Raw genomic sequence first — 24,786 nt, 5'->3', positions numbered from 1 at the left:
CCCTTTTGTTCCAACAATTTAGACGATCTGGTTCTAGCAGGCCACAACCCCTTGACCGAACCCCCTCGATCGGCCCATCATCCATTCGTTGGTACAAATCCATCTAAAGGCCGGTGAGGGGGTGAAGGCCAGTGTTGCCGGTCCGCACAGGTACGCCGTACCTGCCCTGGCATAACCCTGGTGAAGCAACACGTTTACTGCGTTACGCGTTGACGCGCCAGGGGTTCACCCACACCTACCAGAGCAATCGGCATGGCACGCCCATGCAATCGGTGTCGACAGAGCTGACCGTGCGGTGCAATGACGGATCCTTTGTCTGGAATGAGGAGGGTGGCGCCCCCGTCACGCACCCCATTGATGACCCGGTTGGTGCAGCTCAACGCATCGCCGCACGTTACCGGCAGCAGGAGCTTTCACACTCCCCCATCGACTCCGTGTGCGATCACACGGCCTAGGACTCCATCCCTCGCCGGAGTCCTGGCGCCGCCGCTCACGGGGCAGGAAGCGCGTCCTGGCGGGTCCCCCACGCCCGCCAGGGCGCGCTTTCCTCTGAGGGACCAGCCAATGGATCTCTTCCTCTTCCGCCCGCCCGGCGGCCCGCGCGGCCGCGCATCGGTGAGCACGAACATCCGGACTGCAGGCGCGATCGCCACCCGTGGCCGCGTGGCCACGCCGGTCACCGAGCCCAATCCGCTCACGTCCGCCGCCAAGATCAAGCCGTCCGCGTTGACGTCTACTGCCTCATCATCAACCCTCGGAGTCCGTACTGGGGGCAGCTTCGCCATGGTGGGACTGATGGGGTTCGTGGGTACGAATCCATTTCCCGGATCAAGGTCAATCAGCGGGAGGATTCGCGCTGGGGTGGATGAGCATCCGGGCTCCCGGCCGGCGTCCAGTTCACCAGCGTCAGGGTCTCGTCGATCCGGTCATACGACGCCCGCACCCGCTCGCCCGGCTCGGGGGGCCGCTCGCCGTGCCAGTTCCCGTACACCAGGCATCCCGGCACCGCCGCCAGCCGCACCATCACGACCACGAACGGCTCCCGCACGCCAGGCACGAACGCCTGGTGGTTCACGATCCAGCTCTCGACCCGCCCCTCCGGCTCCACTTCCTGCCAATGCCACGCCTCCGTCCGGCACGCCGGGCAGAACGCCCTGGCCGGGAAGCGCGTCGTGCCGCACGTGTCGCATCGCTGCACGGCGAACTCGTGTCTGGCGATCCGCTCCCACCATTCCCGCGAGTCACGGTCGGGCTCGGGCCGGTAGGCCATCACGACCTCCTGAGGATCAGGGCGGAGGTGGCGGGCAGGATGTAGCCGGGCTGGGCCGTGGAAAGCGCCACCTCCGCGCCCGGCACCTGGCGGTCCCCCGCGTCGCCTCTGAGCTGGGATACCGCCTCCGCGATGTGGTTGACGCCGTGGACGTAGCCTTCCGAGAGGAAACCCCCGTGGGTGTTCACCGGCAGCGGGCCGTCCAGGGCCGTGGCGCCCGAGGCCACGTACGGGCCGCCCTCGCCTTTGCCGCAGAACCCGTAGTCCTCCAGCTGGACGATCACCGAGTACGTGAAGCAGTCGTAGATCTCGGCCACGTCGATGTCCCCCGGCCCGAGCCCGGCCTGCGCGTACAGGCGCGGGGCCAGGGTGGCGGCCGCGGTCACGGTGGGGTCGGCGTCAGGACCCGACAGGTGGGACGTGCCGCCGCCCCAGGCCGCGGCCGAGATCAGGACCGGCGGGCGGCGCAACGAGCGGGCGCGTTCCGCCGTGGTGACGACCACGGCGCAGGCCCCGTCGGTCTCCAGACAGCAGTCCAGGAGGCGGAAGGGCTCGGCGATCCACCGGCTGGCGAGGTAGTCGTCCAGCGTGATGGGGGTGCGCACGAGCGCCCGCGGATTCTTGGCGGCGTTGGCGCGCTGGGTGACGGCCAGGTGCCCGAAGTGCTCGGCCTTGGTGCCGTACTTCAGCATGTGGGCGCGGGCGTACATCGCATACTGCTGCGGCGGCGCGACGTACCCGTACGGCGCCTGGTACTGCACCTCCGGGCTCGCCGGCACCCCCCGGCCGGTGCCGCCCATGCGGAACTCGGAGCGGGCGTTGATGGCCCGGTAGCAGACGACCGTCTCGGCCAGCCCGGCCGCGACCGCCAGCGCGGCCTGGCCGACCACGGCGTGGGAGACGCTGCCGCCGCCGAACTGGTCCAGGTGCCAGGCCAGGTCCTGAAGTCCCAGAGCCGGGCCCACCAGGGTGGGCGGGGCGGAGTCGCCGACACGGTGCGTCGCCAGGCCGTCGACGTCGTCCGCCGTCAGTCCGGCGTCCTCCAGGGCGGCCAGCACGGCGCGGCAGGCCAGCGTCAGGGTGCTGACGCCGGAGTCCTTGGTGAAGGGGGTGTATCCGACGCCCGCGATCGCGGTCGCGTCCCGAAAATCAAGCAAGCGCTTGGGCACATACGCAACGCTATGCCGGACATTTCACGCATGTCAACGCAGGTATGGCGACACAGGACCGCACAGCGCAGGACCCCAACCCGTGCGGCATTCGACTTGACATGTTTCCCCGGTCCCCCTAGCGTCCAAGCAAGCGCTTGGTAAGATAGGGCGCAGCCGGTGGACTAGGAGGCGGACCCATGAGCACACACGCTGCCCGGCTCGTGGCGGCGGACGGCTGCCGCAGCCTTCCGACGCCGCATCAGCGCAGGATTCGCAACGGAGCCGCCATGCCGACGGGCCCGAACTCACAGAGCGCCAACGGCCATCTGGACAGCCTGCGCTTCCGGCAGGTGCTCGGCAGGTTCGCGACGGGCGTGGTGGCGATCACGGCGCTCGACCCGCTGAACGGCCGGCCCTGCGGCCTGGCCGCGAACTCCTTCACCTCGGTCTCGCTCAACCCGCCCCTCGTGGCGTTCTGCGTGGCGCACACCAGCACCAGCTGGCCCAGGGTACGCGGCGCGAAGATCGTCACCGTGAACGTGCTGGCCGAGCACCAGCAAGAGGTGTGCGCCCAGATGGCGACCAAGGGCGGCGACAAGTTCGCGGGGCTGGAGTGGACCGGCTCACCCGGCGGCAACCCCGTGCTCGAAGGCGCGCTGGCGTGGATCGACTGCGCGGTAGAGGCCGAGCACCCGGCGGGCGACCACATGATCGTGGTGGCGCGGGTGCTGCAGCTCGACACGCACGCCGAGGGCGGGCCGCTGGTGTTCTTCCGCGGCGGCTATGGGGGGTTCGTTGACGCTTCCTGAGCTGGGCGAGACCCCTGGCTTCCGCGAGGAGGCCAGGGCCTGGCTGGAGGAGGCGCTCAGCGGCGAGTTCGCCTCAGCTCGAGGGCTCGGCGGCCCTGGGCGCGAGCACGAAGGGCACGAGCTGCGACTGGCCTGGGAGCGCCACCTCGGCAAGAACGGCTGGACCTGCCTCGGCTGGCCGGAGCGGTACGGCGGGCGCGCCGCCTCGCTGGAGGACCAGGTGGCCTTCTTCGAGGAGTACGCCAGGGCCGACGCCCCTGCCCGGGTCGGCCACATCGGCGAGGGCCTGATCGGGCCCACCATTCTCGAATTCGGCACCGACGAGCAGCAGGCCCGGTTCCTGCCGCCGATCCAGCGGGGCGAGGAGCTGTGGTGCCAGGGGTACTCCGAGCCCGAGGCCGGCTCCGACCTGGCCGGTGTCCAGACGAAGGCGCAGCTGGAAGACGGCCACTGGGTGGTCACCGGGCAGAAGGTCTGGACCTCGCTGGCCCACGTGGCCGACTGGTGCTTCGTGTTGTGCCGTACCGAGCCGGGCTCGCAGCGGCACCGCGGGCTGTCGTACCTGCTGGTCCCCATGCGCCAGCCCGGCGTCACCGTGCGGCCGATCATGCAGCTGACCGGGACGTCGGAGTTCAACGAGGTGTTCTTCGACGGCGCGCGCACGGCGGCGGACAACGTGCTGGGCGCGCCCGGCGACGGCTGGCGGGTCGCGATGGCCACGCTCGGCCACGAGCGCGGCGCGTCCACGCTCGGGCAGCAGATCGGCTTCCGGCGTGAGCTGGCCAAGGTGATCGAGACGGCGAAGCGGACCGGCGCGGCCGATGATCCGGTGCTGCGTGACCGCCTCGTGCGGTCGTGGCTCGAGCTGGAGATCATGCGGCTCAACGCGCTCAGGATGGTGCGCCCCGACCCGGGGCCTGAGGTGTCGATCGCGAAGCTGTACTGGTCGGAGTGGCATCGCCGGCTCGGCGAGCTGGCACAGGCCGTGCAGGGGAAGGCCGGGCTGGTGGGCGAGCCGAACGACCTGCAGCGGCTCTACCTGTTCAGCCGGGCCGACACGATCTATGCCGGTTCCAGCGAGATCCAGCGGAACATCATCGCCGAGCGCACTCTGGGACTGCCACGGTGATGGGAGAGGCGATGACCCCGGCGTACCCCAAGGCACACGGCCTGCTCGACGGCAAGGTGACGCTGGTGACGGCGGCCGCGGGCGCGGGCATCGGCTATGCCACCGCCCGCCGCTGTGCCGAGGAAGGCGCCACGATCGTGGTCTCGGACAGGCACGAGCGCCGCCTGGCCGCCGCCGCCGAGGCGCTGACCGAGCTCACCGGCGTCAAGCCGCTCGCCGTCCCGTGCGACGTGACGTCGGAGGCCCAGGTGCTGGCACTGTTCGACGCGGTGGTCGAGGCGCACGGCCGGCTCGACGTGGTGGTCAACAACGCCGGACTCGGCGGTACGGCGCCGCTGGCCGAGATGACCGACGACCAGTGGCACGCGGTCATCGACGTCACCCTGACCGGTACCATGCGCTGCACCAGGGCCGCGCTGCAGCACATGATCGGCCAGGGCTCCGGCGTCATCGTGAACAACGCCTCGGTGATCGGGTGGCGGGCGCAGCGCGGGCAGGCACACTATGCCGCCGCCAAGGCGGGGGTGATGGCGCTGACCAGGTGTGTGGCGCTGGAGGCGGCCGAGCACGGCGTTCGGGTCAACGCGGTGGCGCCGTCGCTGGCCGTGCATCCGTTCCTGGCGAAGGTGACCAGCGAGGAGCTGCTGGCGGAGCTGACGGCCAAGGAGGCGTTCGGGCGGTCGGCGGAGCCGTGGGAGGTGGCGAACGTGATCGTCTTCCTGGCCAGCGACTACTCGTCGTACATGACCGGCGAGGTGGTCTCGGTCTCCTCCCAGCACCCCTGACCGGCCCCTGTCAGGGAAAGATCAGGCTAGGCGGCAAGGGGTTCCGGATCTACTGTCCGGAATATGGGCCCACGCTCCTCGTTCCTGCTCGATGTCCTCATGACGGAGTTCGGCGAGTCGATCAAGCAAGACCCCGCCGCATTTAGGCGGAAATTTCGGAAAATGGCCGCCTCCCCCTTCGCCTTCTACCGAGGCAGCGCGTGCCTGTTCTACGCGGACATGGCCGGCACGTACGCCGACGACGCCCACCTCGACGCCCCCACCAGCCGCGTCTGGATCCACGGCGACCTGCACGCGGAGAACTTCGGCACGTACATGAACGCCTCCGGCGTGCTCGTCTTCAACGTCAACGACTTCGACGAGGCGTACGTGGGCCCGTACATCTGGGACCTCAAACGCTTCGCCGCCAGCGTGGCGCTGATCGGGTACGCCAAGGCGCTGTCCGACGACACCATCGGCACGCTGGTGACCGACTTCGCCGGGGCGTACCTGGAGGAGCTGGACGCCATCGCGTCCGGCGGGGACGACGCAATCGGCGCGCTCACCTTGGACACCACCACGGGCGTGCTGCACCGGGTGCTGCAGACGGCCCGGCTCAACACGCGGGTGGCGCTGCTGGACGTGGAGACCGTGATCGACGACTACGACCGGCGCTTCGCGCTCATGGAGGGCCGGGCGGCGGTGGACGCGGCGACCAGGGACGCCGTGCTGGCCTCGTTCGAGGAGTACCTGGCCACGCTGCCCACGCAGGCGAACCCGGTCGAGCACGTGATCAAGGACGTGGCGCTGCGTAAGGGCGTGGGCATCGGGTCGGCGGGGCTGCCGTCGTACAACCTGCTGCTGGAAGGCCGTTCGCAGGCGTTGGAGAACGACGTCATCCTCTACATGAAGCAGGCGGCGGTGCCCGCCGTGGCGCGGCATGTGATCGACGAGAAGGTGGTCTCCTACTTCCTGCATCAGGGGCATCGCACGGCGGAGTCGCAGCGGGCGCTGCAGGCGTACGCCGATGCCTGGCTGGGGTACACGACGCTCGGCGGGGTCGGGCAGCTCGTGGCGGAGGTGTCGCCGTACTCCGCCGATCTGGACTGGGACGACGTGAACGAGCCGGACGAGCTGCGCTCGATCATGCGGGACCTGGGGCGGGCGGTGGCGCGCATGCACTCGGTGGCCGACGACGAGTCCACCCACGACCTCGTCGACTTCTCGACGGAGGAGGCGATCATGGCGGTGATCGACGGCGACAGGTCCGGATTTATCGGGGTTTTGGTGGATTTTGCTCACCGTTATGGGGCACAGGCCCGGGAAGACCACCAAAGGTTCGTCGATTTGTTCCGCAACGGCCGCCTACCTGGCGTCTGACCCGCGGGCGGGAGCGGAGGAATCCCCCGTGCGACATCTGATCGGGCTGCTGCTGGGGACCGAGGAGGACTGGCCGTCGGCGTTCGAGACCGTGTTGCGGCGACTCGGGCCGATCAAGGACGTGGGCGAGTTCGACGTGGAACGGGTCACGATCGAGCCGTTCGGCCTGCGAGCCGAACCGCGGCACGCGCTGGTGATCGACCGGCTGGCGTACTGGTACTACCACCCGCGCGAGTGGCTCAAGAAGATCTCCATGATGGACGACGTCTATCTGCTCAACAGCCCGTTCACGTTCCAGTCGATGGAGAAGCACGCCGCGTACTGCGCGATGATGCGGCTCGGGCTGAAGGTGCCGGAGACGGTGCTGGTGCCGTACAAGAACCCGCCCGACAACGCCAGGTACGCCTACACCGCGGCCCGCTACAACCGGCCTTTCGACCTGGACGAGGTGGCCGAGCGGATCGGATACCCGCTGTTCATGAAGCCGTACGACGGCGGGGCCTGGCGCGGCGTGTCCCTGGTGCGCGACCGGGACGAGCTGCACCGGGCCTACGACGCGAGCGGCGAGATGCTCATGCACCTCCAGCAGGCCATCCAGGGGTACGACGCGTTCGCCAGGTCGCTGTCGATCGGGCCCGAGACGATGGTGATGCGGTTCAGGCCCGAGGAGCCGATGCACGCCAGGTACGTCGTCGACCACGAGTTCCTGTCGCCGGCCGCCGGCGAGGAGGTGGTGACGATCGGGCGGCTGGTGAACGCGTTCTTCCGGTGGGAGTTCAACTCCTGCGAGACCCTGGTCAAGGGCTCCGACGTGCATCCCATCGACTATGCCAACGCCTGCCCCGACGTGGCGCTGACGAGCCTGCACTACTACTTCCCCTGGGCGATCAAGACGCTGGTGAAATGGTGCGTCTTCTGCGTGGCCACCCGGCGCAGACCCCGGATCGACCTGGAGACGCACGACTACTTCGCGGTCACCGGGACGTACGAGGAACGGCTGGCGGAGTATCGCCGGCTGGCCGACCGGTATTTCGAGACCGAGCGTTACCACGAGTTCTGCCGGACCCATCTGGGGCACCTCGACGAGGTGGTGCTCGAGTGGGTGGCCGGGCCGGAGTTCGACCGGCTGCTGGTGGACACGGTGAAGGCCACGTATCCGGCGCACGAGCACGATCGGTTCGTCGAGCACTTCAGGGGGCTGCTGCGGCTCTGGGTGAAGGACCAGGGCTAGCGCGCGGCGCGAGCCAGGCCGGATCCGGCCTGGCTCGCTGGAGGGGGCTCGCGGAGTGATCAGTCGACGATGTCGTCGATGCTCGCGCGGCTGCCGCCGCTCGCCGTGACGGCGTTGCCGTTGACGTTGTTGATGCTGCGCGCGTCGTTGCCGCTCACGTTGACGTTGACGACGTTGCCGAAGTTGTTGCCGGACTGGGACGAGGACCGGTTGGAGCTGGAGTTGCCCGCGTTGACGTCCGCGTACGCGGCGGCGGGCAGGAGCGCCGCGCCGGCCGTAACCGCGGCGATGAGGCCGGCCACGCAGAACTTCTTCACCATGTCGATGTCCTTTCGGTCAGCCGAAGATGTACGTCACCGTGATGCCGCCGTGCGTGGCGGTCGAGGCGATGCCGTTGACGTTGTTGACGTTGGTCGAGGCGCCCTGGCCGCGGTTGACGGCCGAGACGTCGCCGAAGTTGTTTCCTGACTGGGACGAGCCGCTGTTGCCGCTCCAGTTGTAGGACCAGGATCGGTCGCCACAATGGTCGGACCAGCTGTCAGCGTGCACGGGGACAGCAGGGAGCACGCCACTCGCGACCGCTGCCACCATGGTCGCGGCGGCGCACACTCTTCGGATCACTTCCGCTCCTTCGCTCTCAGGGCCTTTCACCTTCGTTGGCCCTTGGAGATCAAGGCCGATGCGAGCCTATAACTCTGCGTTGTCATTTGGTAGCTCAAAGTAATCAGAATATTGTTCGGCGCATACGCTGACACGGGATGTCAGCGACCCGGGCATAACGTCCCCGCATGATCTACGAGCTGCGGCAGTACACGATGCGCCCGGAGCGGCGCGACACGCTCATCGAGCTGTTCGAGCGGGAGTTCATCGAGACACAGGAGGCGGCAGGCATGCGGATCGCAGGGACCTTCCGCAACCCGGACGCGCCCGACATGTTCCCCTGGCTGCGGGCCTTCCCCGACATGCCGGCGCGGAAGGCGGCGCTGGAGGCCTTCTACGGCGGGCCCGTGTGGCAGGCCAACCGCGACGCCGCCAACGCCACGCTGATCGACTCCGACGACGTGCTGCTCCTGCGCGCCCTGGCGGAGCCGCCCGCGTGGGAGCGGCCGCCCGCCGGCGCGGCAGAGCTCCCCCCGTCGATGTACGTCGCCACGATCTGCCACGTCGAGGACGGCTTCGCCGGCTTCTTCGACTCGGAGGTCGCCCCGGTGCTGGCCGAGGCCGGGGTGCCGGTGGTGGCCCGGTTCGAGACCGAGCACGCGGAGAACACCTTTCCGCGCCTGCCGGTCCGTACCGGGGAGAAGGTATTCGTCTGGTTCGCCCGCTTCGACACGCCGGAGGACGAGCGGGAGGTGGACCTGCCGATGTTGAAGTCGCGCCTGACCGCGCCCCCGCAGCGGCTGCGCCTGCGTCCCACCGCCCGGTCCGCCATGCGCTGAGTACGCCCAGGGACCCACCCCCTGACCAAGGTGTGGGCGAAAGCTGGGGTTTTCCCTAGGCGGGCCCCTGAATCTGCGGGTACGCCGGACATCTACGCTCCAATGGCGGCAGATCTCAGCGGAGGGCCCTGGATGGACGTGCATGAGATCAGAAGACGGCACGAGGACGAGCTCCTCGCCATCCCGAACGTCACCGGCGTCTCCACCGGTAAGGGCGACGCGGACGAGGACGTGATCGTCGTCTACGTGACCCGCATGGTCTCGTCCGGAATCCCGGCCGAGCTGGACGGCGTACCCGTCAAGGTCATGGAGATCGGGACCCCCACGGCCCAGTGAGCATCACCGCACCCGGAACTCCTTCCATGTAGGAGGTGGTTGGCCGTGAGCCAGCCGGAACTGATGCGCGGATCCCAGGGATATCGCCTGTCCGACGCCGCCAAGGAGCAGGCGGCCCAGACACTGATGGAACCCGAGACGCGGCCGAGCAACGTGGTGGGGTTCGGCCAGGGCGTCAAGTGGACGAACGGTGAGCCGACCGGAGAGCCGGCGCTGCTCGTCTTCGTGTCGCAGAAGCTCCCGCCCACCATGCTCAGGGAGCAGGACCTGCTGCCCCGGCGCATGGACGACGGGACGACCGTCGACGTGGTGAGGGTCGGCCACGTCGTCGCCGAGCAGCAGATGGGCTCTCCTCAGACGATGAGCGCCCCCGCCGCCCAGTACATGGGCGCTCCCGCGATCCCGCGCGGCGACGGGGCGGCGGCCGAGGCCGGCGCGCAGGTGCTCATCCGGCGGATGCGGCCCTGCCCGTCCGGCTTCTCCATCGGCAACGTGCAGGTCACGGCGGGAACGATGGGCAGCGTCGTCTACGACTTCCTGCCTGGCGCCACCATCGATCCGCCCGCGCCTGGGCTGGGCATCCCCTCGCGGTTCTACGTGCTCAGCAACAACCACGTCCTGGCCGACTCCAACCGCGCCCCCGCGGGCAGCGCGATCGTGCAGCCCGGCCGGTTCGACGGCGGTGTCGACCCGCAGGACCGGATCGCCATCCTGTCCAGGTTCATCCCCATCGACCTCACCCCCGCCATCCCGCTGACCAGCCACAACAACATCGTGGACGCCGCGATCGGCGAGGTGCAGTTCCAGGAGGCCACCAGGGAGACCTACTTCAGCTGCGCGCCCAGGGGCTGGCGACGCAAGGCCAACGTCTCCGTCGGCGACCTGGTCAAGAAGGTGGGGCGGACGACGAACCTGACACTCGGCCGCATCATCGCGGTGGACGCCACGATCGACGTGAGCTACGGGTTCGGCGTCGGCCGCTTCCGCGACCAGATCGTCACCACCGCGATGTCGGCGGGCGGCGACTCGGGCTCGCTCGTCACGAGCCTGGACAACGTGGCCATGGGCCTGCTCTTCGCCGGCTCGGTCCAGGTCACCATCGTCAACCACATCGAGCACGTCCGTAGCCTGCTCCGCGTCGAGATCGCCGAGACGCTCCTTTAACCGCTGAGACGCCGCAGCGGTGCGGCGTCGGAGGAGAGAAGCACAATGCCTCAGTCAACCAAGGCGCCCGACCGGGCCTTTTACGACGCCACCGGAGGACAGGCCAAGTCCTTCGCGGAGTCCGTCGCCGCGCAGAAGAGCGCCACCATCAACGCCTACGTGGAGCTGCGTAACGGGTCGGCGATCTTCGTCATCGACCTCGAGATCGACCCGAACACCTACCCGTTCCAGGTCGTCAGCGGCACCATCAAGTCGGGGATCTGCGGCGCGCCGTGGGCCGTCACCAGCGGCCACTTCGGTGAGCAGCTCCTGCTGAACGCCACCAGGAAGGGCCAGGGCAGTTGCGCCAGCACCATCACCGTGGTGGGAGAGCAGCAGGATCCGCTGTCATGGCGGGGGACGTACGGGTTCGACGGCACCGCCTCGGCGTTCCGGCACACGACGATCTTCCACGCCTGGTCGCTCAGTCCGTGAGGTCACCGGCCAGGTGGCGCCAGTACGGGATCTCGCCGCCGCCGTCCACCCGTACCTCCGCGCCCGTCACGTAGCCGGGCGCGGACAGCCACAGGCACGCCCTGGCCACGTCCTCCGGCGTGGCCAGGCGGCCGGCCGGGATCGCCGCGCCCAGCCGCCCGTCTCCGTGCTCGCCGTAGTGGCCCGCCGCGCTCTCCGTGGCGGCGAGGCCGACGACGACCGTGTTGACCCGCACGTCGGGAGCCCACTCGGCGGCCAGGCAGCGGGCCAGGTGGTGCAGTCCCGCCTTGGCGGCGCCGTACGCGGAGGTGCCGGGCGAGGGACGGGTGCCGCTGGAGCTGCCGATCATCACGATGGCCCCGCGGGCGGCGGCGAGCAGTGGGTAGGCGTACTGCGCGACCAGGAGCGGGGCCGTCAGGTTGAGCTCGATGACGCGGGCGTGCAGGCGCGGCGAGGTGCCTTCAAGCGGCGCGTACGGCGAGCCGCCCGCGTTGTTGACCACCACGTCGAGCCGGTCGAACCCGGCCACGAGCCGCTCGACGTCCTCGGGGGCCCGCACGTCGGCCCGCACGAAGCGGAGCTCGCCGTTCGCGGGCGGCGTGCGGGCGCAGACGGTGACGTCCGCGCCCGCCTTCTGGAAGGCCCGCGCGATCCCCGCGCCGATGCCCTTGGTCCCACCCGTCACCAGGACCGACTTGCCCGAGTAGTCGTAAGTCACGGTCACGGGTGCTAACGTACCAAGCAAGCGTTAGGTGCAGCTAGCAGGGAGCGTTATGGGAATTTCGCTTCGGGCCGGGCCGATCACCGAGGTCGTCGTCGACGTGCCGCCGGTGAACGCGCTGACCGTGCGGGGCTGGGAGGAGCTGGCCGAGGCCCTGCGGACTGCCGGGGACGACCCCGAGACCAGGGTGGTCGTGTTGCGGGCCGAGGGACGCGGGTTCAACGCCGGGGTCGACATCAAGGAGCTGCGGGACGCCGAGGGGTACGAGGCCCTGGTCGGGGTCAACCGGGCCTGTTACGCGGCGTTCGCGGCCGTCTACGAGTGCGCGGTGCCGGTCGTGGCGGCGGTGCACGGGCACTGCCTGGGCGGCGGCGTCGGGCTGGCCGGAAACGCCGACATCGTGGTGGCCGCCGACGACGCCTACTTCGGGCTGCCCGAGGTGGACCGGGGCGCACTGGGCGCGGCCACGCACCTGGCCAGGCTGGTGCCGCAGCACCTGATGCGGGCCATGGTCTACACATGCAGGAATGTCACCGCCGCCGAGTTGCACACGTTCGGGTCGGTGCTCGAGGTCGTGCCCCGCGACAAGCTGCGGGACGTGGCGTTGGAGGTGGCCGGGCAGATCGCCGCCAAGGACCCGTACGTCATCCGCCGCGCCAAGGAGTCGCTCAACGGCATCGACCCCGTGGACGTCAAGCGCAGCTACCGCTTCGAGCAGGGCTTCACCTTCGAGCTGAACCTCATGGGCGCCGGCGACCGGCACAGGGAGCGATTCACGTGACCAAGGTGATGTCCGCCGAGCAGGTCGCGGACGCGCTGGAGAGCGGGATGACGGTCGGGATCGGCGGCTGGGGCTCGCGCCGCAAGCCCATGGCCCTGGTGTCGGCGATCCTCCGCTCCCCCGTCCGGGATCTCACGATCGTCTCGTACGGCGGCCCGGACGTCGGCATGTTGTGCGCGGCCGGGAAGGTACGCAAGGTCGTGGCCCCGTTCGTCACGCTCGACACCATCCCGCTCGAGCCCCATTTCCGGCGGGCCAGGCAGGCGGGAGAGATCGAGTTCGCCGAGTACGACGAGGGGATGTTCATGTTCGGGCTGCTGGCGGGGGCGCACCGGCTGCCGTTCCTGCCCACGCGGGCGGGGATGGGGTCGGACGTGATGCGGGTCAACCCGGGGCTGCGGACGGTGCGGTCGCCGTACGAGGACGGGGAGGAGCTGGTCGCGGTCCCGGCCCTGACCATGGACGTGGCGCTGGTGCACATGAACCGGGCCGACGTCCGGGGCAACGCCCAATACCTGGGGCCTGATCCGTACTTCGACGACCTCTACGCCAAGGCGGCGGCGCGCTGCTACGTCTCGTGCGAGCGCATCGTGGACACCGCCGACCTGCTGAAGGAAGGGCCGGTGCAGTCGCTGCTGATCAGCCGGTCGATGGTGACGGGCGTGGTGGAGGCGCCCGGCGGTGCCGGGTTCACCTCGTGCGAGCCGGACTACGGGCGCGACGAGGAGCGGCAGCGGCGTTATGTGGAGACGGGTGTCGATGAGCAGCAGGGCTGATGTCTGCGTGGTGGCGTGCGCGGAGGCGTTCAGGGGTGACGGGGAGATCCTGGCGGCCGGGATCGGCGGGGCGGTCACGGTGCTGGGGGCGCGGCTGGCACGGCTGACGTTCGAGCCTGACCTGCTCACGAACGACGGCGTCTGCCTGCTCACCGGAGACGTGCCGGGGCTGGGGCAGGCGCCCGAAGTGGTCGAGGGATGGCTGCCGTTCAGAGACCACCTGTGGCTGATGTTGAACGGACGGCGGCACGTCATGCTCGGCGCGAGCCAGATCGACCGGTACGGCAACACGAACATCTCCTGCATCGGCGACTGGGCCCAGCCCAAGACGCAGTTGCTGGGAGTGCGGGGCGCGCCGGGCAACACGCGGTGCGACCCGACGAGCTACTGGATCCCCCGGCACAGCCCTCGGGTCTTCGTGCCTCACGTGGACATGGTCAGCGGAATCGGGACCGATCGGGGCGCGTTCGAGTTGCGGCGCGTCGTGACGAACCTGGCCGTGCTGGACTTCCGCACCCCTGACGGGTCGATGCGGCTCGCGTCCGTGCATCCCGGGGTGACGGTCGACGACGTGGTGGCGGCAACCGGCTTCGACCTTGTGATCGACGAGGACGTCCCGGTGACGCGGGCGCCGGACCCCGAGGAACTGCTGGTCCTGGACCGGCTCGACCCCTCCAGGAGCCGCGACCGCGAGGTGGCGGCGTGAGGACCGCGCTGACGTCCCTGGTCGGCTGCCGGTATCCGATCGTGCAGACCGGGATGGGGTACGTCGCGGGCGCGCGGCTGGCGGCGGCCACCTCGCAGGCAGGCGGGCTGGGGGTGATCGGCGCCGCCACCATGTCGGTGGCCGAGATGACCGAGGCCATCCGGCGGGTGAAGGAGCGCACGGACGCGCCGTTCGGGGTGAACATCCGCTCGGACGCCGACGACGCGGCCGAGCGGGTCGAGGTGATGGTGCGCGAGGGCGTACGGGTGGCGTCGTTCGCCCAGGCGCCCAGGCGGGAGCTGATCGCCCGCCTCAAGGACGCAGGAGTGGTGACGATCCCCTCCGTGGGGGCCCGCCGGCACGCGGAGAAGGTGGCCGCGTGGGGCGTGGACGCGGTCATCGTCCAGGGCGGCGAAGGCGGCGGCCACACCGGGCCGGTCGCCACCACCCTGCTGCTCCCCCAAGTCGTGGACGCCGTGGACATCCCGGTGATCGCGGCCGGCGGCTTCTTCGACGGGCGTGGGCTGGTGGCGGCGCTGGCGTACGGGGCCTCCGGGATCGCCATGGGCACCCGGTTCCTGCTGACCAGCGACTCGCCGGTGCCCGACGAGGTGAAGAAGTTCTACCTGGCGGCGCGGGAGACCGTGGTGACGGCCAAGGTGGACGGGGTGCCGCATCGGGTGCTGAGCACGCCGTTCGTGGCCTCGCTCGAACGTTCCCGTCTGGCCAGGGCCGTGGTGAACGGGGCCAGGTTCAAGCGGTTGTCAGGGCTGTCGTGGGGGGCTCTCATCCGGGAGGGGCGGCGGATGCGGCGCGGGCGGGAGCTGACCTGGGCGCAGGTGCTGCAGGCGGCGAACACGCCGGTGCTGTTGCGGGCGGCGATGGTGGAGGGGCGGGTGGATCTCGGGGTGATGGCGTCGGGGCAGGTGGTGGGGGTGATCGACGACCTGCCGTCGTGCCGTGACCTGATCGACCGCATCATGGCGGAGGCCGACGCCGTCCTGTCCCACCTCGATCGCCGCTAGTCGAAGATCGGGATCAGCTCGCTCGTGAACCGGCGCGGATCGATGATCGAGACAGCGTCGGCGGTCGCCGCTCTACACCGGCCAGACCCCCACGATGTCCTCCGGCCCCCAGTGCACGTCGACAGGTCCAACTCCGGCGGCCATCCCCGAACGGGAGACCACCACAGTCCCGGTCTGTCCGGGAACCACCCCAGGAACCTGAGCCGACGCTTCGAACATCGCACGCAGCGCGTGTCCATCGAACTCGCCGTCGAGCCATTTCACCGACCCGGTGAAGAACACCTGCCGAGCCACCGGCCCGCGATCGGCGCCGACCAGGTCCACCTCGGGATTGAACGACCGGTTCCACCAGCCGCCCACCACTGTGGTCTCGGGCCAGGGAAGCTCGTCCGCGGCCATGGCCAGCGAGTCGCGGATCAACGGCTCCACAGCCCGCCCCCGCCAGGCCGACCAGCGCCGTTCCACACCCCGGAAGCCCACCTCGGGCCTGCCCCTGCGGCTCTCTTCATGCGCCTGACGCAAGGCTGCCAGGTAGAGCCGGAGGTTGGAGTCCGCAACATGGTAGAGGGCGGGCTTGCCCGGCCTGGTCGACAGTGGCTCATTCATCGCCACGACCCGCCTGTCGTGCGTGAGCTTGTGCAGGATCGGTGAGAGAGTGCCCGAGACGAGCGCGCCGCCCGGGCCGCCGGCGGTCGCCGCGATGTTCGCCTGGGTGCGGTCTCCGCTGCCGATGGCTTCCAGGACACGGTGCGCGATGTCCGGCGAGGGGAACTCCGCCATGAGTGTGGCCTCAGGAACGGCGAACAGCGGCGAGACGGGCTCGGCCGACTCCTGGCGGATGAAGTCCAGTGCGGGCATGCCGTGCGGCCAGCCGCGCAGGATCCCTGGCAGACCGCCGCTCACCAACTGGGCGTCGATCGCGTCGGCGCCGCTCAGTCCGGTCGACCGCGCGGTCTCAGCGGGATTCAACGGCCCGAGGATCATCGGATCCGCCCTGCCGTAGAAGGGCCGGTCGTACGAGGTGAGGCGCTCCATCATGTGCAGATCACTACCGAGCAGCAGCAGCACGACGGGGCGCCTGGACAGCAGCCGATCCCAGGCCACCTGCAGCGACCCGTCGAAGGTCGGATCCTGCTCGGCCAGCCAAGGTAGCTCGTCCAACACCACGATCGACGGCGTGGCGGGCAGAACGGACGCCAAGATCTTGAACGCCTCGAACCAATTCCCCGACTCGAGCAATGAGACCAGTCCAGGGTCCTCGGGAAGGGATGACTCGGCCAGCTCCCGGCAGAACCGGCTCACGGAGTCGACCGGCGCGGCCCCCTTGATCGCCGAGAAGAAGAAGTATGGCATGGCCGCCTCGTCGCAGAACTCTTGCACCAGCCGCGACTTCCCCACCTGCCTCCGTCCCCGGATGGCCAGCGAGGTCCCGTGGACCTCTCTCCTCACCTGGTCCAGCCGCCTGTGGAGAAAGGCCAGCTCAACGGATCTGCCTATGAAACCGAAACCTGCCACCTTGACTGCTCCTATGTAGATTCAATCTATGTAGATTTAATCTACATAGCTTCATCTCCAGACGACAATCGACAGGGCCGGCGGTGGTGAACTGCTCGATCTCGATCGCGGCACGGTCTCCTGCGCACGGGCCCTACATCGGGGAACGTGGCGGCGCTGAGAGAGTCCAGTGCCACGCAGCCGACCAACCATCCGTGACGGCGGGAGGCCTGGTCGCCGGGGAGCTGGGTCTGCGATTCCAACCTCCGCATGGCAGGAATCTGATGATCTGATCGAACGCGCTGTCGAAAGTGTCGAGATACCCTGCTGCTGCCCCAGGTCGTGGACGCGGTGGACACGAGTCCCTGCCCCGCAACGGCATCCATGCAAAGTCGAGCAAGTCGACGCGCGCTGGATCCACGTCGTGATCATATAGCTCCTGGAAAAGTTGGGGAGTGAGGACGGCGCCGCTGGTGCCGCGGCTCCTCCGGTCAGACGGGAGTGGGCTCAATGCGTGTGGTGGAACTACCGGTCGGCGAGGAAGGCCACGTCGTCAAGGTGGAAATTCGGGACAGGGACGGGGATGCACCGGTCCGTGTCGGCCGGGCCGGGCACGTGGTCGCCCGCGCGTCCCGGTCGTTCGGCGAGATGCTCGACACCATTCAGCCAGTGGCCGAGAAGTTCGTCGCTAGTTTCGGAGAACTGGCGCAGGCACCGGACGAGATCACCGTGGAGTTCGGGGTCGCACTCTCCGCTGAGGCGGACGTGGTGATCGCCAGCACCGCCACGGACGCCAACTTCTCCGTGACTTTGTCATGGAAAGGCAAAGTGTGAGGCTCGGTCCCTGACCATACTCGCGTTAGGAGCCTCATGTGAGACCTGACGCTGAAAGATCACGGAGTCGTGATGCCACGCAATGGGGATGATGCGCTCAGCCGCGCCACACTGCGTGTCCGCGGTCCCGATCCGAATGGTCCGATCGTCGGTGCGGGCTTTCTGATCGAGGCCGATAAGGCCATCACGTGCGCACATGTGGTCTCCGCCGCGCTAGGGCTGAAAGGAGCCGAAAAGCCCTCTCTGGATGACCGGATCACTCTGGAGTTGCCGTTCATCCGGTCTGAGGCGACCCCGGTCGCGAAGGCCTATATCGAGATCGAGAACTGGGTCCCCCCTGCCGACGACGACAGCGGAGACATCGCCGTGCTGCGGCTGGAAACCGAGATGCCCGGCGCCCTTCCGCTCCAGATGGTGGATGCCGATGACCTCTGGTATCACCGGGTGCGCGTACCGGGCTTTCCCGAAGGACTGGCCGGCGGGGTCTGGCACGTTGGGCAGGTGCGCGGGCCTACAGCGCCAGGATGGATACAGCTTTCGCCGGAAAGCCCGTCTGACGTCCCCCTCACCGGAGGCTTCAGTGGCAGCCCGGTCTGGGATGAGGAATTCGGCGGTGTGGTCGGCATGGTGGTGGCCGCTCAGCCTGACGGGGCGCGGCAAGGCTTTTTCCTCCCCACGCGCACATTGATAGCCGCTGTGCCACTGCCGGTAGATCCTCAACCGCCGTTCCGGGGGCTGTCCACTTTCTCCGAAGACGATGAGAAGGTCTTTTTCGGACGGGAGGTCGAGGCCGAGGAAGTCGCACGTCTCGTCCACAAGCAACCACAGGTCACGTTGGTCGGACCGTCAGGGTGCGGTAAGTCCTCGCTGGCGCTGGCGGGCGTGGTGCCGTTGTTGCGGCGGGCTGCTTACGAGGTCGTTGTTGTCCGCCCGTCCGCCGGACGTTCCTTGATATCCGCGCTCAGCGCCGAACTGTCCGCACTCTTGCATCCCGGTCTGACAGGTGCAGAGGCGCTGTCAAAGGCGAGAGGTGTGCGGGCGGAGCTGGGACAGGAGGGACTGGGCGAGATCGCAGCGTTGGTCCTGCGCGGCTCCCAGAGGAAGCAGTTGCTCATCGTCGTCGACCAGGCTGAGGAACTGCTCGGCTGCCCGCTCGAGGAGGCGCAGGCCGCCGCAGAAGTGCTGTTCCCTGCCCGGCCGCTGGATGACGTGCGCGTACTGCTCACGTTGCGGGCCGATTTCCTGGAAGCGGGGTTGTCCCATCCCGCGCTGGGGAGCGCGCTGAGCCGCGCCGTCTACGCGCTCACACCAATGCACCGCGAGCAGTTGAAGGAGGTCATCGAGCGACCGCTCGAAGGGATTCCGGCGGTGGGCTACGACCCGATGCTCGTCGAGACGATATTGGACGACGCCGGGAACCAGCAGGGCGCACTCCCACTGCTGGGCTTCGTGTTGGAGAAGCTGTGGCAGAAGCGGTCGCAAGGGCAGATCTCCTTCGCCGCCTACGGGGAACTCGGCGGCGTACGCGGGGCGCTGGCCAAAGAGGCCGAGAGAATCTGGCAGGAATGCGTTCCGGAATCGGACGCGACCGCGGGGCGGGCACTGCTGACCCAACTCGTGGGGGTGTCGCCAGGCAGCGGGGCGCCCCTGCGGCGGGTGGTGCGACGTTCGGAGGTGGCGGAGGATTGGTGGCGGATCGCTCAGGTGCTCGCGGGCCGGCGCCTGCTCGTGGTGGGCAGCAACGAGGACGAGGGCGAGACCGTGGAGCTGGCCCACGAGGCGCTGATCCTCGAATGGCCACGACTTGCCGAGTTGGTAACGGCGGACCGCAACCGCAGTTTCCTGGAATGGCGTGCCGTGCTGGACGAAGACATCAAGCGTTGGGAGCAGCACGACAAGGCCGTGGAGTGGCTGCCCAGGTCCGGCGCACTGGCGGAGGCCGAGAGGTGGTTGACCGAGCGACGGGCGTATCTGAGCGCGGCGGAGCTTCACTATCTGGAACTGGGACGCCGACGTGAACGCTTCAGGTCGCTTTGGAAACGTGCCGGGTGGGTGGGGGCTGTAGCGTTGCTGACGGTGCTGGCCGTCCTGACGACAAGCGTGATCGTCCTGGGACAGGTTAGCGACGATCGGGCGGCCGAGGCGCGGTCGAGAGGGCTGGCGAGAACAGCGGCCGACTTGGCCAGCCGCGATCCCCGGCTGTCGGCGATGCTGGCGATCGAGGCGGTTCGTTCGTCGCCGACCTGGGAGGCACGTAACCAGGTGCTCCAGCGGTATGTCGAACATCGGGACACGACGGCAATCGCGTCGGGGGCGCTGGGCTTGTTGGCCGAGGCGGACGCAAGTGCCGATGGACGAGTGGTTCTCGTCACCACGGATTCGGGTACGGCGACGCTCTACGTCCGTTCAGCGAACGGCGATTACCGGCTCCAGCACCTGCCCTACAAAGGGGTCGCCAGTCAGCCCGCCGTGTCGCCCGACGGCATCCTCATCGCGTATGCCGTCGAGGACGGCAGCATGGTCTGGCACAGCGTCGATCCGGGTAACCGATGGCCGTTGGACGACGGGCACACGCTTTCGCGGCAGAATCGCGAAAAACCTGAAGGCTTCCCCGCTCAGGGAGCCGACATCATACAGTCCGGCGACGATGGGTGGATCGCGACCACTGGGCCGGGCACAGTGGTGCTGCAGTCCCTGGGCGTGACGGCTCCCGAACAGGCGTGGACGCTCGACTTCGCCGCGGAGTCGGTCCGTTTCGGCCCTAATGAAAGGACCGTCGTCGCGCTCAGCGACGGTGAGCTATGGGTGCTCACGAGCGTGGGCAAGCCATTGTGGAGCAAGGTGAACCTCAAGCGGCTCGGCAGGGCGGACGGCCTCCGTGTCTCGGGCGACGGCACGAGCGCAGTGGTCTGCACAAACTCGAACGACAAAGTCCGTCAAAGCGCCACGTACACGGCGTTGCGATTGCCCGACGGGACACGGCAGGGGCGGTATCGACGTGCGATTCCCTGCCGAGACTTCGCTGTGGACGACTCCGGGCGACACGGCATGATCGTGGGACCGCACGGCTGGGAACTGGTCGACCTGCGGCAGGGTTCGCGCCTTTCCTCAACATGGATCGAGGCGCACGAGGATCCGGGCCCGATCGCCCTGGTCGACGTGCCGGACTCCCCGGCATTGATGACCATGTCGCGTGACACCGTGGTTCTTACCTCGCTGAGAAACCGGGAAGAACGGTCCGGCGAGCCGGAGTTGCTGTCCAACGGGCGCTGGATGATCGCTCAGGCCGAGGGCGGCAAGAAACTCCGCGTGAGCGAAACGGGCGGGGAACAGCGGACGATCGCCGAGGTGGACCGGGCCACGACCGCGTCTGGCCTGGACGTCCACGGCAACCCCTTGGTGAGCCATGACGAGCGTTATGTCGCCGACCCGGTGGCCGCCAACGAGGTGGTCGTACGTGCTCTCCCCTCGCTCCGCACCGTCACCCAAGTCACCTCGGCCCTGCCGCCTCGCGACAGCGCGGGGAACATGGAGCAACTGGACTACTTCTTCCTCAAGAACGGCGATCTGCTGACGCGCGCGGGGAGACGGTTGGAACGCTGGGATGTCAAGACAGGACAGCGCAAGAGCGGTTTTGATCTGACGGGCCCCGGTTCCACCGTTGGGGAAATACAAGCCAGCCCATGGAACCCAGACCACCTCCTGGTAGCCGTGAGAGAGCGGGGCTACATTCATACCGTCGATCTGGGGACCGGAAAGGAGGTCACCGGGCGGCGGATGCAGATGGGGTCGGGCACCATTGAGGGATTCACCTTCGACTCTAGTAGCAGGTACCTGCTGGTGTTCCGTAGTGGCGGACTGCCGGAGGTATGGCTCAGCCAACCACTGAAGAAGCTGCTCGGCCCGCTGCGATCGGTTTCGGAGAACGGTCTCGGTGCCAATGAGAGGACGTTCTCAATGTTCGTCGAGCAACAGCACAAGCTGTTCCTGATCAGCGACAAGGAGATCCACATCTACGGGCTGGACGTTGCCGAAGACCGTGACGGGCACGATGGGGTGACGTATGAGGGCACATACACTTTCAGCCTGGTGCAGGAGTTCTTGGACGTCTCAGCGGACGGCAGAACGCTTCTCCGATTGAGAGCCGGGGACGGGGCGGAAGGGTACGTCACCGATGTGTTGCCGCTGGACGTGACGGCGTGGGAGCGGCGAGTGTGCGAGGTGCTGGGGCGCGACCTGACCGACGATGACCGCAAGCAGGTGCCGGTCGAATTGCCGGCCCAGATCTGCCTTGGATGAGGGCACGCTGACTCGATCGTGGTGTTGTCCCCGTCCAGCCCGTCGATCGCGGCGAGGATCTGGTCGGCGTCGGAGAGCACATGGAATCCTCATCACTACGAGGAGGCCGATCGCTCCAAGACCACGAACGATCCAACCATCCTGGCAACGGCGGATCGGGGGGGCGAACTCATGTTCGCGGCGCTAGCGCCCCGGATCGGCTGGCACGCATCCATCGATGAGAACACGTACTCCCTGCTGCTGTTCGAGCCGGACAACCCAAACGGATCGTGGGCAGCTTGCGACAAGGAATCCGGGACCGACACCTACCAGGTCACCCAGTACGGCGAACGCCACCTGTGGGATGAGCTGTCCGACGCCTATCTCGGGTGGGTGGCGCTCGGCAGCCCACACTACGAACGATTCGGGCTGACCGTTGGCCCTGAAGGCACGCACCTGTGGCTCGATCACCCCAACGGGCCGAACTGGAAGCTACCGGCACCTTCCAGCGTGCTCGAGGGTCACTGAAAGATCCAATCCTGCCTATCGATCGACCGCATCGTCCCGACCGGCAAGGGAGCCGCCATGCGTACTGTGATCGACATAGACGCAGATCTCTTCGATGAGGCTGCCGAAGAACTCGGCACCAAGGGTCGCGAGGCCACCGTCACCGCTGCCCTGGAGCATTTCGCCCGCCGTCACCGGCAGCGCGAGGCTGTAGCCGCGATCCTGTCGATGGACCTCGACCGCAGCGCCGACGCCTGGCGGCCGCCTGTCAATTGAGGGCCTTGGAACTGGCCTCCTACGGCCGTCCTTCGGATAGCGCACCCTGTACGGGATGCAGGAGCTAAAGGACAGTGATGCCGCGGGCGGCGAGGATGGCGTTGGCCTGGGTCTGGTTGATGATGGCGCCGGCGAAGGCCCGCAGCTTGGAGTCATCCGGCTGCCCCAGGTCGGCGCCCCGCAAGTCCGCCTTGGCGAACTTCGTGTTCAGCAGGCGTGTCCCGATGAAGCGGCAGTCGCTGAACGTGGCCTCCGTGAAGTCGCACCCTGACAGGTCGGCGTCGTCGAAACGCACGCCCTCGATGGCCTCGCCGCGCAGCGAGCAACCGCCCAGGTTGGCCAGGGTCAGGTTGGAGCGGGCGATCTTGAAGCCGGTGCCGCGGGAGGCGGTCAGGGAGGCGCCGATCATGCGGCACCCGGTGAACGAGACGTCCGTCAGCAGCGCTCCGCCGAACTGGGCCGACGACAGGTCCACGTCCGTGAACGTCACGTCGATGAGGTCGGCGTCGTTGAACCGGGTCCGCATCCCGCCGCCGCCCGTGAACACCGCCCCGTCCAGGTCGGCCTTGCGGAAGTCGGTCTGCTCCAGCACGCAGGACTCGAACCGGGCTTCGGCCAGCGAGGCGCCCCAAAGGTCGGTCTCGGTGAGGTCGCAGTCGCGGAAGACGTGCGGCTCGTCGGGCGGGAGGCGGTCGGCCAGCGCTTTGCGTGAGAGGTCCTCGCCGTCGAAGTTCACAGCGTCACCCTAACGGGGATCACACACCGCCGGTCAGCACCTCGGCCGCCGCCTGCCCGCAGACCCTCGCGGAGCCGTACGTGGCGATGTGCACGGCGCCCAGGTCCGAGCGGGCTGGCAGGCCCATCTCGACCACGACCGCGTCCGTGCGGGCGCTGAGGAGGTGCCGCAGGGCCTCGGCCTGCCAGGCGTAGCGGTGCGCGTCGCGTACCACGATCACCAGAGGCCGGAAGACGGCCTCGCCGATCAGGCGCTCCAGAGCGGCGCCCGTCGCCTCGCCGGCCTCGAGGCGGACGACTGTGGTGCCGGGTAGCAGACGGGCGAGGGGCTCGCCGACGCCCCAGGGGGTGCCCTTGTCGATGGCCAGGTTCATCTCCGGGGCCAGTTCGACCACGTACGGGGCTGACGACAGGGGCAGGAGCGGGGCGGTGGAGCGGCGGGTGACGCGGATGGCCCGGCGGGCGGCCGTGAGGCCGAGGTAGCCGTTCTCGTGGCCCTGTACCTGGCTGCCCGAGGAGGTGGCCCAGGCGGCCAGCTCGCGGACCCGGCGAGCGGCGTCGGCCAGTCGCTCCTCGGGCAGCAGTCCATCGGTCACCGCGGCGGCGATGGCGTCGCGGACCTCGACGGCGGTCGCCTCGTCTGCCCGCTCGCCGCCGATGCAGATCGCGTCGGCTCCGGCGGCGACGGCGCGGGCGGAGGCGCCTCCGATCCCGTACGCCCCCGACACGGCGGCCATCTCGATGCCGTCCGTGATGATCATCCCGTCGAAGCCCAGCTCCTCACGGAGCAGCCCGGTGAGGACCTTGGGGCTGAGCGTGGCAGGCAGCTCGGCGTCGTACGAGGGCACCAGGAGGTGGCCGGTCATGACCGCCTTGACACCCTCCTTGATCGCCTCGCGGAAAGGGACCAGCGCGGCCTCGATCCCGTCGTCGGCCACCACGGGCACGCCGTGGTGGGAGTCGATGGAGGTGTCCCCGTGCCCGGGGAAGTGTTTGGCGCAGGCGGCCACGCCGGCCGACTGCAGGCCGCGGACGAACGACCGCGTGTGCCGGGCGACCAGGACCGGGTCGGCGCCGAACGCCCGCAGGCCGATCACCGGGTTGTCCGGGTTGGAGTTCACATCGGCCGAGGGGGCGAAGTCGATCGTGATGCCGGCCCTGGCCAGGTCGCCGCCGAGGTCCCTGGCGACGGCCTCGGTCAGGCCCACGTCGTCCACGACGCCGAGCGCGTACCCGCCGGGGCGGCTGCTGCCGGTGGCCACCTCCAGTCTGGTGACCTCGCCGGACTCCTCGTCGGTGCCGACGAGCACCGAGGGGTTCTCGGCACGCAGCGCGGCAGTCAGCCGGGCCACCTGGTCGGGGCCGGCGATGTTGCGGGAGAACAGCACCACGCCCGCCAGCCCGTCGCCGAGTCGGCGACGGAGCCAGTCGGGGGGCGTCTGTCCCGCGAAACCGGGGAAGAGGACGGCGTCGGCGAGGCGAAGCAGGTCACCGCTCTGGGGCATG

At 68.7% G+C, this 24,786-nt stretch carries 25 protein-coding genes; 17 read left to right on the top strand and 8 right to left on the bottom strand.

Translation table 11 applies throughout. From position 1 onward, the window contains the following. Positions 1 to 838: 838 nt before the first annotated feature. Complete coding sequence (locus ACTWPT_RS14225; RefSeq protein WP_443177817.1) at positions 839 to 1,270, bottom strand: Zn-ribbon domain-containing OB-fold protein; 432 nt, start codon at positions 1,268 to 1,270, stop codon at positions 839 to 841. Then, on the bottom strand, positions 1,270 to 2,439 hold the full coding sequence (locus tag ACTWPT_RS14220; protein WP_443177816.1) for a thiolase C-terminal domain-containing protein: 1,170 nt from the start codon (positions 2,437 to 2,439) through the stop codon (positions 1,270 to 1,272). Before ACTWPT_RS14220 ends, ACTWPT_RS14225 begins: the two co-directional genes overlap by 1 nt. Positions 2,440 to 2,618: 179 nt before the next feature. On the opposite strand from ACTWPT_RS14220, the gene ACTWPT_RS14215 reads away from it, so the two are divergent. From ACTWPT_RS14215 to ACTWPT_RS14195, 5 genes are all read left to right on the top strand, one after another. Continuing rightward, the gene (locus ACTWPT_RS14215) at positions 2,619 to 3,230 is read left to right on the top strand and encodes a flavin reductase family protein (protein ID WP_443177815.1); all 612 of its coding nucleotides are present in this window, start codon (positions 2,619 to 2,621) and stop codon (positions 3,228 to 3,230) included. After that, positions 3,217 to 4,359 carry an acyl-CoA dehydrogenase family protein gene (locus tag ACTWPT_RS14210; protein WP_443177814.1) on the top strand — a complete coding sequence of 381 codons (1,143 nt, stop codon included), beginning with the start codon at positions 3,217 to 3,219 and terminating at the stop codon, positions 4,357 to 4,359. The genes ACTWPT_RS14215 and ACTWPT_RS14210 overlap by 14 nt, the downstream gene beginning before the upstream one ends. Positions 4,360 to 4,370: 11 nt before the next feature. Then, the gene (locus ACTWPT_RS14205; protein ID WP_443177813.1) at positions 4,371 to 5,144 is read left to right on the top strand and encodes an SDR family oxidoreductase; all 774 of its coding nucleotides are present in this window, start codon (positions 4,371 to 4,373) and stop codon (positions 5,142 to 5,144) included. Between the two features lie 63 nt (positions 5,145 to 5,207). Further along, positions 5,208 to 6,503 carry a DUF2252 domain-containing protein gene (locus tag ACTWPT_RS14200; RefSeq protein ID WP_443177812.1) on the top strand — a complete coding sequence of 432 codons (1,296 nt, stop codon included), beginning with the start codon at positions 5,208 to 5,210 and terminating at the stop codon, positions 6,501 to 6,503. A gap of 28 nt (positions 6,504 to 6,531) precedes the next feature. Further along, the gene (locus ACTWPT_RS14195) at positions 6,532 to 7,734 is read left to right on the top strand and encodes an ATP-grasp domain-containing protein (RefSeq protein ID WP_443177811.1); all 1,203 of its coding nucleotides are present in this window, start codon (positions 6,532 to 6,534) and stop codon (positions 7,732 to 7,734) included. Between the two features lie 59 nt (positions 7,735 to 7,793). Here ACTWPT_RS14195 and ACTWPT_RS14190 read toward each other — a convergent pair whose 3' ends face one another. Further along, on the bottom strand, positions 7,794 to 8,054 hold the full coding sequence (locus tag ACTWPT_RS14190; RefSeq protein WP_443177810.1) for a hypothetical protein: 261 nt from the start codon (positions 8,052 to 8,054) through the stop codon (positions 7,794 to 7,796). A 16-nt stretch (positions 8,055 to 8,070) separates the two neighbouring features. Then, entirely contained in the window at positions 8,071 to 8,355 is a 285-nt protein-coding gene (locus ACTWPT_RS14185) for a hypothetical protein (protein ID WP_443177809.1), read from the bottom strand. A 167-nt stretch (positions 8,356 to 8,522) separates the two neighbouring features. Here ACTWPT_RS14185 and ACTWPT_RS14180 point away from each other — a divergent pair, with 167 nt between their 5' ends. From ACTWPT_RS14180 to ACTWPT_RS14165, 4 genes are all read left to right on the top strand, one after another. Then, complete coding sequence (locus ACTWPT_RS14180; protein WP_443177808.1) at positions 8,523 to 9,173, top strand: NIPSNAP family protein; 651 nt, start codon at positions 8,523 to 8,525, stop codon at positions 9,171 to 9,173. 132 nt (positions 9,174 to 9,305) lie between these two features. Next, positions 9,306 to 9,509, top strand: a complete 204-nt coding sequence (locus ACTWPT_RS14175) for a hypothetical protein (RefSeq protein ID WP_443177807.1) — start codon at positions 9,306 to 9,308, stop codon at positions 9,507 to 9,509. A 45-nt stretch (positions 9,510 to 9,554) separates the two neighbouring features. Next, positions 9,555 to 10,673, top strand: coding sequence for a hypothetical protein (locus tag ACTWPT_RS14170; RefSeq protein WP_443177806.1), 1,119 nt, complete (start codon positions 9,555 to 9,557; stop codon positions 10,671 to 10,673). A 45-nt stretch (positions 10,674 to 10,718) separates the two neighbouring features. Beyond that, a complete protein-coding gene (locus ACTWPT_RS14165) occupies positions 10,719 to 11,147 on the top strand; it encodes a hypothetical protein (RefSeq protein ID WP_443177805.1) in 429 nt (142 codons plus the stop codon). Here the strand turns inward: ACTWPT_RS14165 and ACTWPT_RS14160 are convergent. Continuing rightward, on the bottom strand, positions 11,137 to 11,871 hold the full coding sequence (locus tag ACTWPT_RS14160) for an SDR family oxidoreductase (protein ID WP_443177804.1): 735 nt from the start codon (positions 11,869 to 11,871) through the stop codon (positions 11,137 to 11,139). The two genes, ACTWPT_RS14165 and ACTWPT_RS14160, sit on opposite strands and share 11 nt — an antisense overlap. 49 nt (positions 11,872 to 11,920) lie before the next feature. On the opposite strand from ACTWPT_RS14160, the gene ACTWPT_RS14155 reads away from it, so the two are divergent. Genes ACTWPT_RS14155 through ACTWPT_RS14140 form a run of 4 tightly spaced genes read left to right on the top strand, consistent with a single transcriptional unit; the run spans position 11,921 to position 15,156 of the window. Then, complete coding sequence (locus tag ACTWPT_RS14155) at positions 11,921 to 12,649, top strand: enoyl-CoA hydratase family protein (protein WP_443177803.1); 729 nt, start codon at positions 11,921 to 11,923, stop codon at positions 12,647 to 12,649. Between the two features lie 8 nt (positions 12,650 to 12,657). Next, positions 12,658 to 13,425 (top strand): CoA transferase subunit A, encoded by a 768-nt coding sequence (locus ACTWPT_RS14150; protein ID WP_443177995.1) that lies wholly within the window; start codon positions 12,658 to 12,660, stop codon positions 13,423 to 13,425. After that, a complete protein-coding gene (locus ACTWPT_RS14145; protein WP_443177802.1) occupies positions 13,409 to 14,131 on the top strand; it encodes a CoA-transferase subunit beta in 723 nt (240 codons plus the stop codon). Before ACTWPT_RS14150 ends, ACTWPT_RS14145 begins: the two co-directional genes overlap by 17 nt. Continuing rightward, complete coding sequence (locus ACTWPT_RS14140) at positions 14,128 to 15,156, top strand: NAD(P)H-dependent flavin oxidoreductase (RefSeq protein WP_443177801.1); 1,029 nt, start codon at positions 14,128 to 14,130, stop codon at positions 15,154 to 15,156. The genes ACTWPT_RS14145 and ACTWPT_RS14140 overlap by 4 nt, the downstream gene beginning before the upstream one ends. Before the next feature lie 72 nt (positions 15,157 to 15,228). On the opposite strand, the gene ACTWPT_RS14135 is transcribed toward ACTWPT_RS14140, so the two are convergent. Continuing rightward, positions 15,229 to 16,554: an AAA family ATPase gene (locus ACTWPT_RS14135; protein ID WP_443177800.1), complete on the bottom strand. Its 1,326-nt coding sequence runs from the start codon at positions 16,552 to 16,554 to the stop codon at positions 15,229 to 15,231. A 606-nt stretch (positions 16,555 to 17,160) separates the two neighbouring features. Here ACTWPT_RS14135 and ACTWPT_RS14130 point away from each other — a divergent pair. The 4 genes from ACTWPT_RS14130 to ACTWPT_RS14115 all read left to right on the top strand — a co-directional run bounded on the left by ACTWPT_RS14130 (position 17,161) and on the right by ACTWPT_RS14115 (position 22,545). Further along, positions 17,161 to 17,484 (top strand): CU044_2847 family protein, encoded by a 324-nt coding sequence (locus tag ACTWPT_RS14130; RefSeq protein WP_443177799.1) that lies wholly within the window; start codon positions 17,161 to 17,163, stop codon positions 17,482 to 17,484. Positions 17,485 to 17,556: 72 nt separating this feature from the next. Next, positions 17,557 to 21,783: an nSTAND1 domain-containing NTPase gene (locus tag ACTWPT_RS14125; protein ID WP_443177798.1), complete on the top strand. Its 4,227-nt coding sequence runs from the start codon at positions 17,557 to 17,559 to the stop codon at positions 21,781 to 21,783. An 18-nt stretch (positions 21,784 to 21,801) separates the two neighbouring features. After that, entirely contained in the window at positions 21,802 to 22,290 is a 489-nt protein-coding gene (locus ACTWPT_RS14120) for a hypothetical protein (protein ID WP_443177797.1), read from the top strand. Positions 22,291 to 22,347: 57 nt separating this feature from the next. Continuing rightward, positions 22,348 to 22,545: a type II toxin-antitoxin system VapB family antitoxin gene (locus ACTWPT_RS14115; protein WP_443177796.1), complete on the top strand. Its 198-nt coding sequence runs from the start codon at positions 22,348 to 22,350 to the stop codon at positions 22,543 to 22,545. 64 nt (positions 22,546 to 22,609) lie between these two features. On the opposite strand, the gene ACTWPT_RS14110 is transcribed toward ACTWPT_RS14115, so the two are convergent. Continuing rightward, positions 22,610 to 23,281: a pentapeptide repeat-containing protein gene (locus ACTWPT_RS14110; RefSeq protein WP_443177795.1), complete on the bottom strand. Its 672-nt coding sequence runs from the start codon at positions 23,279 to 23,281 to the stop codon at positions 22,610 to 22,612. Between the two features lie 19 nt (positions 23,282 to 23,300). After that, positions 23,301 to 24,785 (bottom strand): glycoside hydrolase family 3 protein, encoded by a 1,485-nt coding sequence (locus ACTWPT_RS14105; protein WP_443177794.1) that lies wholly within the window; start codon positions 24,783 to 24,785, stop codon positions 23,301 to 23,303. Position 24,786: the final 1 nt, after the last annotated feature.

The organism is Nonomuraea sp. 3N208, assembly GCF_052245935.1.
Classification (GTDB): Bacteria; Actinomycetota; Actinomycetes; order Streptosporangiales; family Streptosporangiaceae; genus Nonomuraea.
This window is presented reverse-complemented; position numbering and strand designations above follow the sequence as displayed.

What these genes read in the sequence shown, in the direction of transcription:
- ACTWPT_RS14225 (WP_443177817.1), bottom strand. Translation starts at nt 1,270, where the DNA reads ATGGCCTACCGGCCCGAGCCCGACCGTGACTCGCGGGAATGGTGGGAG.
- ACTWPT_RS14215 (WP_443177815.1), top strand. Translation starts at nt 2,619, where the DNA reads ATGAGCACACACGCTGCCCGGCTCGTGGCGGCGGACGGCTGCCGCAGC.
- ACTWPT_RS14205 (WP_443177813.1), top strand. Translation starts at nt 4,371, where the DNA reads ATGACCCCGGCGTACCCCAAGGCACACGGCCTGCTCGACGGCAAGGTG.
- ACTWPT_RS14200 (WP_443177812.1), top strand. Translation starts at nt 5,208, where the DNA reads ATGGGCCCACGCTCCTCGTTCCTGCTCGATGTCCTCATGACGGAGTTC.
- ACTWPT_RS14190 (WP_443177810.1), bottom strand. Translation starts at nt 8,054, where the DNA reads ATGGTGAAGAAGTTCTGCGTGGCCGGCCTCATCGCCGCGGTTACGGCC.
- ACTWPT_RS14180 (WP_443177808.1), top strand. Translation starts at nt 8,523, where the DNA reads ATGATCTACGAGCTGCGGCAGTACACGATGCGCCCGGAGCGGCGCGAC.
- ACTWPT_RS14175 (WP_443177807.1), top strand. Translation starts at nt 9,306, where the DNA reads ATGGACGTGCATGAGATCAGAAGACGGCACGAGGACGAGCTCCTCGCC.
- ACTWPT_RS14165 (WP_443177805.1), top strand. Translation starts at nt 10,719, where the DNA reads ATGCCTCAGTCAACCAAGGCGCCCGACCGGGCCTTTTACGACGCCACC.
- ACTWPT_RS14155 (WP_443177803.1), top strand. Translation starts at nt 11,921, where the DNA reads ATGGGAATTTCGCTTCGGGCCGGGCCGATCACCGAGGTCGTCGTCGAC.
- ACTWPT_RS14150 (WP_443177995.1), top strand. Translation starts at nt 12,658, where the DNA reads ATGTCCGCCGAGCAGGTCGCGGACGCGCTGGAGAGCGGGATGACGGTC.
- ACTWPT_RS14145 (WP_443177802.1), top strand. Translation starts at nt 13,409, where the DNA reads ATGAGCAGCAGGGCTGATGTCTGCGTGGTGGCGTGCGCGGAGGCGTTC.
- ACTWPT_RS14130 (WP_443177799.1), top strand. Translation starts at nt 17,161, where the DNA reads ATGCGTGTGGTGGAACTACCGGTCGGCGAGGAAGGCCACGTCGTCAAG.
- ACTWPT_RS14125 (WP_443177798.1), top strand. Translation starts at nt 17,557, where the DNA reads ATGCCACGCAATGGGGATGATGCGCTCAGCCGCGCCACACTGCGTGTC.
- ACTWPT_RS14115 (WP_443177796.1), top strand. Translation starts at nt 22,348, where the DNA reads ATGCGTACTGTGATCGACATAGACGCAGATCTCTTCGATGAGGCTGCC.
- ACTWPT_RS14105 (WP_443177794.1), bottom strand. Translation starts at nt 24,785, where the DNA reads ATGCCCCAGAGCGGTGACCTGCTTCGCCTCGCCGACGCCGTCCTCTTC.